Origin of the sequence: Streptomyces sp. LX-29, assembly GCF_029541745.1 — a bacterium.
In the GTDB taxonomy this organism is placed as follows: domain Bacteria; phylum Actinomycetota; class Actinomycetes; order Streptomycetales; family Streptomycetaceae; genus Streptomyces.
Map to the genome: position 1 here is coordinate 6,682,441 of NZ_CP089746.1, position 11,555 is coordinate 6,693,995.

An 11,555-nucleotide genomic window follows, 5' to 3' on the forward strand; every position below is an offset into this window, starting at 1 on the left:
CGGGGATCGGGAGCGTGCATCAGAAGAGCACGGAGATCTTTCCAGCCAGGCCGCCTTGGAGAAAGCGAGCGTGTGCAGCTTGGATCTCTTGGAGGCTGAAGGTGGAGTGAACGCGCAGCTGCAGGGAGCCGTCGTCGACGAGCTTGGTCAGGTCGTTCAGCCCCGCACCGTCCTCGCGCACCTGGTTGACGGTAGTACGCACACCACGGGACGACAGATCGGGCACCGGACCGGCTTGGGTGGCAATCGACGCGTACCGGCCGCCGTTGGCCACTGCGTTGGTCACGAATGCTCCGAAGGTGTCGAAGACTGCGTCATAGTGACGATCTTGCAGAGCATGGCGGTCGGTGGTGACGAGGTCGGCACCGTGGTCGCGGGCGAAGGCGGCCTGCGCATCCCGGGAGATCAGAGCGTCGACTTTGGCGCCGCGTGCACGGGCGATTTGCAACGCCAATCCGCCAACTGCCCCCGCGGCACCAGCGATCAGCAGCCGCTCACCGGCCTTGACCTCCAGCCAGTCCAGCGTCTGCAAGGCTGTCAGTCCGGGAAGCGGCAACGTGGCTGCCTCGGCCAGACTGACTGACTGCGGCGCGGCCGCGACTGCCTGGGCGGGAAGCGCGACCAGGTCGGCCCAGGTCCCTTGGCCAGCGCTGAGTTGGTGGGACATGGCGATGACACGTTCGCCGGCGCGCAGTCCGGTGTTGCCGCCGGCGACCACGATGCCAGCCAGATCCCAGCCGAGCGTCATCGGCAGTGGCGGTGTTCCGTCTCCGATGGCTCCCTCTCGCGTCTTGTCGTCGACGGGATTGATGCTGGTCGCTACGGTCCGGATCAGTACCTCTCCGGGGCCGGGCTCGGGCTCGGGGGCATCGATTATGTCGAGGACGTCAGGGGTGCCGAAGCGATCAATCTGTATGGCGCGCACGAAAAGCCCTTCACATGACGGGTCTGACAGCAGGGCCTAACACCAGTGATGATCAAGGGATTCCCCATTCAGCGCCGACTCGCTCGCCGGACAGCAAGCGACTACCTTCGGTTGCCCGCAGCAGCCACATGGGGCCCAAGAGCACCTTGGCCGTTTTCAAGGATGTTCATCAGGGTGGCGGTGTCGTTCCTGGGTGCCAGACGTAAGGCGTCCAGCGGGGCGGTCCACGAGCTACGGCCGGGCTTCAGCGCGCAGACGATCGAGTACGGCCACCCGGAACGGCGATGTGCTGGTCCTTGCCCCGACCGTAGGTGTGACACAGGATCAGGTGTGGGTGTCGGCCGCAGCCGGCACGTGACAGGCGCACGCCGCCGGCTCGGACCGCCCGATGTGCATGGTGACCAGCTTCGTGAGCCAAGGTGGCGTGTCGATGCCGCGGTAGGAATCGTCCTTCGGAGGGCAGCGATGCAGCTCGCCCGAGTCCAACTCGTACAGCTGGTGCTCGATCCGTATGGAGGCGGGCCGCACGTACTTCGGCTCCAGGTCGACGATTTCAGCCCAGCGCATCCCCGTGTACGACTTCAGCGTGCACGCCACGAACTCGTCATCCGCGTTCCCCGCGCACAAGGCGGTCGCCCTCGCACCCGGCCCGACCACCTCGGCGGTGACACAGCCATGTCGTGGGCACAGGTGTCTGCGAGGTCGGTCAGGGACCCGCTTGTCGTGGTGCCCGCGTGTTGAGCGAATCCGACCACGGCCACGTCATGCGCCCCGCCCATCCGAGTGAGCGGGGGAAACCACGCCGAACCGGATAGCCGACAAGCTCAGGCCACTTGGGCGGTGGCCGCGAGGACCAACTCGCGCAGGGTGACTCGCTGCGGCTGCTGGTACGCAAAGCCGATCGCCGTAGCCACGTCTTCCGGGGCGAGCACCTCGATGGAGTCTTTGAAAGCTTGGTAGTCGGCTTTCACCACCTCGTCGGTGGTGTGCGAGAGCAGCTCCGTCTCCACGGCTCCCGGGGCGATGGTGACGACGCGGACCCCGTGGCCCGCGACCTCCTCGCGCAGGCTCTCGGACATGCCGTGCACGGCGAACTTGCTGCCGCTGTAGACCGTGTGGTGGGCGTAGGTCCTGCGGCCCGCGACCGAGCTGACGTTGATCACCGTGCCGCGGCCGCGCTCGATCATGCCGGGCAGGACCGCACGTACCCCATGGAGCAGACCCCGCACATTGACGTCGAACATCCGATCCCACTCGTCGGCCGGCTGCCTGGCCACCTCGCCCAGCAGCATCACGCCCGCGTTGTTGACGATCAGGTCGGTGGGGCCGTAGAGCCCCTCGGCCTCCCGGACGGCCCCGGCCACCGCCTCCGCGTCGGTGACATCGACGGACCTGGCCACAGTGTCGGGGAGGCCGAGCGCCTCGATCCGCTCCACCCTACGGGCCAGCAGCAGGAGGGGGTGGCCCAGTGCGGAGAGAGTACGGGCGGTGGCGGCGCCGATGCCCGAGCTGGCTCCGGTGATGACGGCGAGGGGCTTGCCGGCGGTGTTCATGTCGGTGTTCATGTCGGTGTTCATGTCCTCAACCTTGATCGCCCGGCGGACGCCGAACAACGGCCGGTCGCGCAATGATCGATAACCTGACGGTTATGGAACGTCGAGACGTCGAGATTTTCCTGGCCCTCACCGAGGAGCTGCACTTCGGCCGCACCGCGCGGCGCCTGCACGTGTCGCAGGCCCGGGTCAGCCAGAGCATCAGGCAACTGGAGCGGCGCATAGGCGCGGCGCTCTTCGAACGGACCAGCAGACGCGTGGAGTTGACGTCGATCGGGCGCCGCCTCGCGGACGACATACGTCCCGGTTACGAGCTGATCAGGGACGGCTTCGAGCGGGCGGTCGCCGCGGGACGTGGTCTGGCAGAGCCGCTGCGCGTCGGGTTCAGCAGTCCGCTCGCCGGTGAGCTCGTGCTGTTCACCGCCTCCGCGTACCGCGAGCGGCACCCGGCAGCCGGTGAGGTCCTCCTGCACGAGACCCCGCTCTCCGACCCCTTCGGCCTGCTGCGCTCGGGCGAGCTCGACCTGCTGCTCGCCCAGTTCCCCGTCGTCGAACCCGATCTGACCACCGGCCCCGTACTGATCTCCGACACCCGCGTGCTGGCCGTCTCCACTCGGCACCCCTTCGCGAAGCGGCCCTCCGTCCGGGTCGACGACCTCGCCGCGGACAAGGTGCTCAGCCTCTCGGGGCCCGTACCGGACTACTGGCTCGACCATCTCCTGCCGCCCACGACTCCGGCGGGCCGCCCCGTCGAGCGCGGTGAGCGGGCGGCGACCCGGCAGGAGCTCCTCGCCTTGGTCGGGGCGGGGCGCGGGGTGCATCCGGCCGCCGCACACGAGGTCAGGTACTACGCCCGGCCGAATATCGCGTACGTCCCATTCGATGACGCTCCCCCGCTGGAGTACGGCCTGGTCTGGCAGGCTGCGGCGGACACGGGCCGCATCCGCGCCTTCGCCGAGGCGGCCGTGGAGACGGTACAGCGGCAGGGCGGCCCGGGGGATGTCTGCGCAGAGTGCCGCTGATCCGGCCCAGGTGAGCGACCCAGTTCGAGGCACGTTTCGACCCCGTCAGATAGACGACGAGCTTAAGCGATGCGGCGCTCCAGCCGTCGGGGCTCAAGGAAGTACGCGAGTGCGTTGAGCAGCAGCATGGTCGCGTCGAGGCCGGCTGGATGGGCGGGCGTGCCGGGGCCGGAAGCCCTGCTGACGATGCTGCGGCGCTTGAGGTCTTCGAGAACCTGTACGACAGATTCATGGGAGGCGAGGGCCAGTCGCCGACCTCACGTATCAGGCAGTACGGCGTTCCCCACCACACGACTATGATCGGCGATCAGGAACTCGACGCCTCACCGCCAACCGTGCACGAGCTCGTAAGGCGAAACGGGCACCGGCCGGAACCGGCCGGTGCCCGTCATCCGTCAGTGTGTTTCGCCGGGCTTGTCGACGGCCGCCTCGGCCAACGCCGCCACCTCCCAGTCGAACTGCGGATCGGGCCCGAGCCGCGTGGCATCCCAGCCGATCCCTCGGAAGGCATAGGTCTTGGGGTCCAGGAAGAGGTAATCGGCTGTTTCCTTACCCTGGACCCGGTGGACGTACCTGACGGCCAGGCTGCTCCGGCCGGCGCCGTCGTCGACCCGCTGTTCCAGCACCTCGACTCCGGGGACGAGGGCGAGTGCCCGGTACAGGGCCGCGTTCAGCTCGGGCGGCAGGGCGACCCCATAGGAGAGGATGTTGGAGATCCTTCGGAAATCGAGGGCCTTCGGTGGCCCGTTCTTTCCGTCGACGAAGGTGTCGAGGAGGGTGTCGAAGGACGCGTCAGAGTGGACCCGCGCCAGCAACTTCCGCGGGTCGGTGGGCAGTTTGACGATGTTGTCATACCACTGTTCGTAGGATTTGGGTCCCTCGACCCCGTCGCCGGCGGGCAGGGTCTCGTCCACGACAACGATCTTGCCGTGGCGGCGGAAGGCGTACTGCTTCCCGTCGAACCGGCTCCAACCCTCGTCCTCGAAGTAGTGCGGTGCCCGGACCGCCGACTTGCTGTAGATCCACTGGTCGGAACGCGGCCGGGTGACCTTGTGGTCCTGCACCGAGTCGGCGGCCCGCTCCATCACCTGGGCCACATTCACGGTCCCCGCCTGGGGTTCCCGGGTCGCTCCCTGGTCCCCTGACGTGACGACGAGCAGGCCGGCGACCACGCTCGCCGCCACCGCCGCCGGGATCGCCAGCCGCCAGGGCCGCCCTGACCCGGTCAGCCATCGCGGGGACCGGCCGTGGTCCGGCCCGTCCGCGGCGGCCGCCGCGGCGAGGAGGTCGCGGCGGCCCTGGGCCAACCGTGCGACGCCGGGCTCCGGCGCCGATGGGCGCATGTCACGTACTGCCTGCAGTTCATCCATGGGTTGCTACCTCCTGGACAAGAGTGGGGTCGATTCCGCCGAGCGCCTGACGCATCTTTCTGCGGGCCCGGTTCAGCCGGGACCGCACGGTGCCTACCGGGATCCCGAGCGCCTGGCCGACCTCGTCATAGGTCAGCTCGGCCCAGGCGATGAGCAGCAGCACATGGCGGTCTCCCGCCGACAGCGCGGCGAGTGCCGCGGCGAGCTGCTTGCCGGACGCCTGCGCGCTGACCCGTCCGTCGATCCGGTCGGTGTACGACTCGGCCACCGGGTCCACACCCGTACGGGAGAGAGCCCGGTAGGCGCGCACCTCGGCCCTGCGGTGCTTGCCGATCAGGTTGGCGGTGATGCCGTACAGCCACGGCAGGGCGTCGGGGCGGCTCAGGTCGTAACCGCCGCGCCGGCGGAAGGCGATGAGAAAGGTGTCGGCGACGATGTCGTCGGCGAGGTTCTGGCCGAGACGCCGCGTCACATAGCGGTGGATGGTGGCCGCGTGGCGGTCGTAGAGGGTCGCGAAGACCTCCGGGTCCGCCGCGGACTCTTCGATCAGTGCGGCGTCGTCGGTACGTGCCCGGTCTGGCGCGAGCCGGGAATGGGCGGTCACTGATGCTCCGTTCGTTCCGTCGTCCCGGGACTGAACCCCGCCGAGACGTTCACCCCCTTTTCCCCGAACCCCGGATCCGGGTTCACGGGGGGCGTCGGGCCGCTGGAGCGGGCGGCCGCCCGGGTCACGGCGCCAGGTTGAACCCGCCGTGGCTGCGGGCGAAGCGGAGCGAGTCGTAGAAGCGGTGGGCCTCGGTGCGGCGCTTGTTGCTGGTGAGCTGGACCAGGGTGCAGCCGCGGGCGCGGGCCCGCTCGATGGCCCAGCGCAGCAGCTCGCAGCCCAGCCCGCCGCCGCGGCGGTCGGCGCGGATGCGGACCGCCTCGATCAGGGCGCGCTCCTCGCCGCGGCGGCCCAGGCCCGGGATGTAGGTGAGCTGGAGGCAGCCGATGACCGTGCCGTCGCCCTCTCCAGCACGACCATCTCGTTCCGTGGGTCGCTGTCCACCGCCTCGAAGGAGCGCGCGTACGCCTCGTCCACCTCGATGGTGGCGGGGTCGATCACCTTCTCCTCGTCCTTGAGCCGGGCGGGGATCGCGGGCAGGTCGGTGCGGGTGGCGGGGCGGAAATCCATGGCCGGAGCATGGCATGCGCGCGACGAGAGAGGCGTGCGGGGAGGCGCCCCACGACACAGACTTTGAAGCCGACGCGATGCAGGTCGCGGCGCGTTGCGGTCGTCGCGGCCGAGTTCTGCGGGCCCTGCCCGTTCCGGCGGCTGCCGCACGTGCTGTCACCGTACGCGGTGTTCCTCGAAGGGGGCGGCACGCAGTTCTCCGCGCACTGGAGGCAGGTGTGGTGTGTGGTTGACGAGGCGGGCGGAGTTCCCGACCACGGCGATGCTGCTGGTGTTGTGGAGCAGGGCGGCGAGGACGGGGTTGATGGTGCCGCCCGCGCCGGCGAGGAGGCCGGTGAGGTTGACGCCGATGGCCAGGCCGTAGTTCTGCCGTACGACGCGCAGGGTGTGGCGGCTGAGTTCGACGACGGCGGCGACCTGGCGCAGGTCGTTGCCGGCCAGGGCGATGTCGGCGGTTTCCAGGGCGACGTGGGAGGAGTGCTCGCCCATGGCGATGCCGACGTCGGCGAGGGCGAGGGCGGGGGCGTCGTTGGTGCCGTCGCCCACCATCGCCACCGTGTGGCCCTCGGCCTGTAGGTCCCGGATGAGCTGGAGCTTTCCCTCCGGCAGGGCGTGGGCGTGCACTTCGGTGATGCCGAGGGCGTCGGCGACGACCTGCGCGGTCTCCGGGGCGTCACCGGTGAGCAGGATCAGCCTGCGGACCCCGAGGTCACGCAGCTGGCCGATGACGGTTTCGGCGCCGTCGCGCACGGCGTCGGAGACACCGAGCAGGCCGATGAGGTCGTCGTCGTGGGCCAGGCAGATCACGGTCTCACCGCCGTGGCGTAGCCGGTCGGTCCAGCCCTGCGCGTTCTCCGTCAGCTCCACACCGTGTCGGCGCAGCAGGGCGGGGCTGCCCACCAGGAGACGTGTTCCGTCGAGTTCGGCGCGCATGCCCATCCCGAGGACGACTTCGCATGCCTGGTGGATGGGGATGTGGAGGCGTTCCTCTTCGGTGCGCGCCACGATGGCCTGGGCGAGGGGGTGCAGGGCGTGCAGTTCTCCGGAGGCGGCCAGGCTCAGGACTTCGTCGGCGGTGAACCTCTCACTGAGCGTCACCACGCTGGTGACCAGGGGCCGTCCGAAGGTGAGGGTGCCGGTCTTGTCGAAGACGACGACGGTGACCCGTCCGATGCCCTCCAGGTGGGTGCCGCCCTTGATGAGGGTGCCGCGACGGGCGCCGTTGCCGATGGCGGCGCTGATGGCGGTCGGGGTGGCCAGGCCCGCGGCGCAGGGGCAGGCGATGAGGAGCATCGTCATCGCGCGCCGGGCGTCGCGGGTGACACCGTAGGTGAGGGCGGCCAGGGCGAAGGAGACGGGGACGAAGCGCCGGGTGAAGCGGGTGGCGACCGTCTGGATGGGGGCTCGGTCGGTCTGCGCCTCCTCGACGCGGCTGATGATCCGGCCCACGGTGGTGTCGCGCCCCACGGAGTCGGCACGGACGACGAGTGAGCCGGACGTGAGGATGGTGCCGGCGTAGACGTGGGAGCCGGTGCGGGCGTAGACGGGCAGCGCCTCGCCCGTGACGGCCGCCTGGTCCACCAGGGCCTCCCCGGAGAGGACGTGCCCGTCCACGGGGATGCGGTGGTGCTCGTACACGGCGACGTCGTCCCCCGGTTCGACGTCCGCGAGCGCCACCTCGACCTCGACGCCGCCCCGCATGAGCCAGACGCGTTCCTCGCCTATGGTCAGCAGTTCCTCGATGGCGCGGCGGGTGCGGCGCAGGGTGAGGGTCTGGAGGAACTCCCCGATGTTGAGGAGCCACAGCACGGTCAGGGCGACCACGTTCTCCCGCAGCACCAGAGAGATGACCGTCGCCGCCGAGACCAGCATGTCCGTGCCGGGCGAGCTACGGCCACGGATCGAGCGCAGGGCGCCCCGGAAGAACGGCAGGCCGGTGAAGACGGTGACCGCGGCGGCGAACCCGGACGAGCCGACGGACAGCCGGGGCCTGCGCAGCAGGCGGCGCAGCGCGAGGAGCGCGAGAACCGCGCCGCCGACGACCAGTCGGGCGACCTCGCCGGTGGAGGAGTCCGGCAGGGAGCGAGAGGTCCTGACCGGCGCCGAAGCCGGCGGGGCCTCCTCAAGGGCGGTCACCAGACGGTCGACGTCGAGCTGGTCCGGAGCAACCCAGATGATGACGCTCCCGGTTCGGGGGAAGACCCGCAGCGCGCGGAATCCCCCGAGGCCGGTCAGTCGTTCGTCGACCTGGCCGGCGCTGCCGGGGCGGGTCCGCAGCCAGGGCACGGTCAGCCTGGCCCGTCCTCCGGCCACGGAGCGTACGACCACGCCGGGCATGATCAGTGCTCGTGTCCGTGATCGTGGTCCTCGCCGCCGACCGCGGAGGGCGGCGGTACCTCCTCACCCAGGTTCGTGCGGGCCTCGGCGAGCATGTCCCCGGCCTTGAGCCGTGCCTCCTCGGCGGCGGAGGCGAGCCACCGGCTGGCGACGATCCCGCCGGCGAGGCCCCCCACCAGCGCCTTTCTAGCGGCCGGCTTGGCCTCCGGGAGTCGTTGGATGATCAGGCCGCCGACCACACCGGAGACGGCGTAATGGGCGAGGCGGCCGGCTACGGTGCCGGCGAGTGCGACAGGGTGCATGAGAGCTCTCCTTCCGTACGTGCCGGATGGGCCCGACGGATCCCCCTCTCAAGTGTGCGTCCGACCGGCGTGAGGCTGCGAGCCGGCACCGCGGCGGCCCTGGCGCGAGCCCACAAGACGGCAGGCAAGGTAGATCACGAAGGAGATCGTGGTGACGTAGGGGCTGACGGGTACGGTGGCGCCGAGAGCCAGCAGCAGCCCGCCCTCCATCGACACCAGCGCGAAGACGACGCTGAGCAGCGGGAGCAGCACCGGCGACGCCGTGACTCGCGCCGCCGCGGCCGCAGGGGTGACCAGGAGCGAGAGCACCAGCAGTGCGCCGACGGTCTGCACACACAGTGCCACCGCCAGGCCGAGGGCCAGCATGAACGCGGTCGACAGGGCGCGCACGGGCACGCCCCGGGCCGCGGCCACCTCCGGATCGGCGCTGGCGAAGGCAAGCGGCCGCCACATGACCGCCAGCGCGGCGAGCACCACCGCGGACGTGCCGGCGAGCCATGCGGTCTGCGGGGTGGAGACTGCGACGATCTGGCCGGTGAGGAGGCCGAACTTGTTCGCCGTGCGGCCCTTGTAGAGGGACAGGAAGAGCACGCCCAGGCCCAGGCCGAAGGGCATGATGATGCCGATCACCGAGTTGCGGTCGCGGGCCCGGACGCCCAGCACGCCGATGGCCACCGCTGCCAGCAGGGAGCCCGCGATCGACCCGGCGACGATGTTCAGTCCCAGGAACAGCGCCACCGACGCCCCGGCGAAGGACAGCTCGCTGATGCCGTGCACGGCGAACGGCAGATCCCGCATGATCACGAAAACCCCGGCCAGGCCGCCGACCAGGCCGACCAGCACCCCGGCCAGCAAGGAGCCCTGCGCGAGCGCGAGCAGCTCGCCGTAGTGGTCGAAGCCGAAGAGCTGCCGCAGCACATCGCCGTCCTGGTCCCCCTCGGCGACCACCGGGCCGAGCGCGAGAGTTCCGGCGGTGCACCCGGTCATGACACCGTGTTGCCGTTCGAACATTCCCCGTGCCCGGCGGCGCGGTCGTGCACGGTGCTCTCGTCCGGGGCCCCGACGACGATGATCCGGTCCCTCACCCGCACCACGTCGACCCGGGTGCCGTACAGCCGCGAGAGGGCGGCCGAGGTCATCACCTCGTCCGGCGGGCCGACCCGGAATCCGCCGTGCGCCAGGTACAGGACCCGGTCCGCCATGCCCAGCACGGGGTTGATCTCGTGGGTGACGAAGACGACCGCTGTGCCGGCGCAGCGGCGCCACCGGTCCACCAGCGCGGTGACCGACCGCTGGTGGTTCAGATCCAGGGAGAGCAGCGGCTCGTCGCAGAGCAGGATCCGCGGGTCGGCGGCCAGGGCCTGGGCGATGCGGACGCACTGCAGCTCTCCGCCGGAGAGACGGGCGACGGGCGCGTCCGCGTACGGCGTGGCCCCGACCAGCGCCAGCAGCTCCTCGACCCGGCGCCGCGCCGCGGCGGGGGCGCGCGGCGGGCCCCAGCGGTGTCCGTCCAGCCCGAGCCGCACCAAGTCGCGCGCCCGCAGCGCGGTGTGAGCGGGCAGCGACGTGTGCTGCGGTACGTACCCGATGCGTCTGCCGCTCCGGCACGGGCTTCCTCCGAGCACCGACGCGGAGCCCTCGGTGAGCTGCTGTCGGCCCAGGAGGACCCGTAGGAGGCTGGTCTTGCCCGAGCCGTTCGGGCCGAGCACCGCGAGGAATTCCCCGGCCCGGACGTCGAGGTCCAGGCCGCGCCACACCACGCGGTCGCCGTAGGCGAGTGCCGCGCCCCGGAGACTGAACACGGGCGCCGCGGGGGCGGCCGCCTCCACTACGCCCGGCCGACGGGGGAGCGGCTCGGCGGGTCCGGCACGGCTTCTCATGGGCCCAGTGCCTTCCTGAGCGCGTCGACGTTCGCCTTCATCCAGCTGACGTAGTCCTGGCCCTCGGGCAGCGTCTCGGTCACGGACACCACCGGTATCCCGTTGTCTGCTGCGGCCTTCTTGACCCTCTCCGTCTGGGGCCCGGACGTCTGTCGGTTGTAGATCAGCGCCTTCACCCGCTTGTCGTCGAGCAGGTCGAGCATCTGCCGCATGCTGTTCGCGGGGACCTCGGTGCCGTCTTCGACGGCCGCGCCGAATTCCGCGGGTGTGTCGTCGCGCAGCCCGCTCGCCTCGATCAGGTACAGCGGCACCGGCTCGGTGACGGCCACGGCGGTATCCGAGTGGTCCGCCTTGATCCGCGCTTCCTCGGCCAGGAGGGGCGCCAGCCGGTCGTCGAACTCCTCGGCGTTGCGGTGGAAGAAGGCGCCGTGAGCCGGATCTGCCCTGGCCAGCGCGTCGGCGATACGGTCCGCCAGCCGGCTGGCCGTGGGGAGGTCGTACCAGACGTGCTCGTTGAGCTCCCCGCCCTCCGGAGCGGTCTTCCCGGAGACCTGTACGGCGTCGATGACCTCGGTCGACGACGCGTTGTTCGCGGTGCGCAGCATCTTTCCGATGAAGTCGTCGTAGCCGCCGCCGTTCTCGATGACGACCCGCGCCTTGGACAGCGCGAGCTGGTTGCGCGTGCTGGCCTCGTAGGAATGCGGATCCTGGGCGGGATCACTGATGATCGAGTCCACGCTGACCCTGTCGCCCCCGACCTGCCGGACGATGTCTCCGTACACGTTCGTCGACGCCACCACACGGACGGCCGACGCGGTGGGGGTGCTCTGGCGCTCTCCACCCGTGCCCGAGTCCGACGTACCGCCGCAGCCCTGGAGCAATGCCGCGCAGAGCGCCGCGAAGAGAACGGGGGCACGGGTCGAGGACACCCGCATACGCGTCCTCCCGGAGAGAGGAAACCGAAACGGTTTTCACCTCATTGTCGCTCCGGG

At 70.4% G+C, this 11,555-nt stretch carries 11 protein-coding genes and 2 pseudogenes; 1 reads left to right on the forward strand and 12 read right to left on the reverse strand.

The window, feature by feature from the left end; genetic code table 11:
* Positions 1–19: 19 nt before the first annotated feature.
* From LRS74_RS28150 to LRS74_RS28160, 4 genes and pseudogenes are all read right to left on the reverse strand, one after another.
* A complete protein-coding gene (locus LRS74_RS28150) occupies positions 20–925 on the reverse strand; it encodes an NADP-dependent oxidoreductase (protein WP_277743612.1) in 906 nt (301 codons plus the stop codon).
* A gap of 173 nt (positions 926–1,098) precedes the next feature.
* Positions 1,099–1,250, reverse strand: a pseudogene (locus tag LRS74_RS33680) (transposase); the annotation flags it as partial.
* A gap of 29 nt (positions 1,251–1,279) precedes the next feature.
* A pseudogene (locus LRS74_RS28155) lies at positions 1,280–1,555 on the reverse strand (LacI family transcriptional regulator); the annotation flags it as partial.
* A gap of 194 nt (positions 1,556–1,749) precedes the next feature.
* Positions 1,750–2,502 carry an SDR family oxidoreductase gene (locus tag LRS74_RS28160; RefSeq protein WP_277743613.1) on the reverse strand — a complete coding sequence of 251 codons (753 nt, stop codon included), beginning with the start codon at positions 2,500–2,502 and terminating at the stop codon, positions 1,750–1,752.
* Between the two features lie 71 nt (positions 2,503–2,573).
* Between LRS74_RS28160 and LRS74_RS28165 the strand changes: the two genes are divergently transcribed.
* A complete protein-coding gene (locus LRS74_RS28165) occupies positions 2,574–3,500 on the forward strand; it encodes a LysR family transcriptional regulator (RefSeq protein WP_277743614.1) in 927 nt (308 codons plus the stop codon).
* Between the two features lie 395 nt (positions 3,501–3,895).
* Here the strand turns inward: LRS74_RS28165 and LRS74_RS28170 are convergent, their stop codons facing one another.
* The 8 genes from LRS74_RS28170 to LRS74_RS28205 all read right to left on the reverse strand — a co-directional run bounded on the left by LRS74_RS28170 (position 3,896) and on the right by LRS74_RS28205 (position 11,498).
* On the reverse strand, positions 3,896–4,870 hold the full coding sequence (locus LRS74_RS28170; protein ID WP_277743615.1) for a CU044_5270 family protein: 975 nt from the start codon (positions 4,868–4,870) through the stop codon (positions 3,896–3,898).
* Positions 4,863–5,474, reverse strand: coding sequence for an RNA polymerase sigma factor (locus LRS74_RS28175; protein ID WP_277743616.1), 612 nt, complete (start codon positions 5,472–5,474; stop codon positions 4,863–4,865). Before LRS74_RS28175 ends, LRS74_RS28170 begins: the two co-directional genes overlap by 8 nt.
* A 124-nt stretch (positions 5,475–5,598) precedes the next feature.
* Positions 5,599–6,060 (reverse strand): GNAT family N-acetyltransferase, encoded by a 462-nt coding sequence (locus tag LRS74_RS28180; RefSeq protein WP_347178166.1) that lies wholly within the window; start codon positions 6,058–6,060, stop codon positions 5,599–5,601.
* Positions 6,061–6,200: 140 nt separating this feature from the next.
* Positions 6,201–8,381, reverse strand: a complete 2,181-nt coding sequence (locus tag LRS74_RS28185; RefSeq protein WP_277743617.1) for a cation-translocating P-type ATPase — start codon at positions 8,379–8,381, stop codon at positions 6,201–6,203.
* A 2-nt stretch (positions 8,382–8,383) separates the two neighbouring features.
* Positions 8,384–8,683 carry a DUF1490 family protein gene (locus LRS74_RS28190; RefSeq protein WP_277743618.1) on the reverse strand — a complete coding sequence of 100 codons (300 nt, stop codon included), beginning with the start codon at positions 8,681–8,683 and terminating at the stop codon, positions 8,384–8,386.
* 48 nt (positions 8,684–8,731) lie between these two features.
* Entirely contained in the window at positions 8,732–9,670 is a 939-nt protein-coding gene (locus LRS74_RS28195) for a metal ABC transporter permease (RefSeq protein ID WP_277743619.1), read from the reverse strand.
* The gene (locus LRS74_RS28200) at positions 9,667–10,563 is read right to left on the reverse strand and encodes an ATP-binding cassette domain-containing protein (RefSeq protein WP_347178167.1); all 897 of its coding nucleotides are present in this window, start codon (positions 10,561–10,563) and stop codon (positions 9,667–9,669) included. Before LRS74_RS28200 ends, LRS74_RS28195 begins: the two co-directional genes overlap by 4 nt.
* Positions 10,560–11,498 (reverse strand): zinc ABC transporter substrate-binding protein, encoded by a 939-nt coding sequence (locus LRS74_RS28205; RefSeq protein ID WP_277743620.1) that lies wholly within the window; start codon positions 11,496–11,498, stop codon positions 10,560–10,562. The genes LRS74_RS28200 and LRS74_RS28205 overlap by 4 nt, the downstream gene beginning before the upstream one ends.
* Positions 11,499–11,555: the final 57 nt, after the last annotated feature.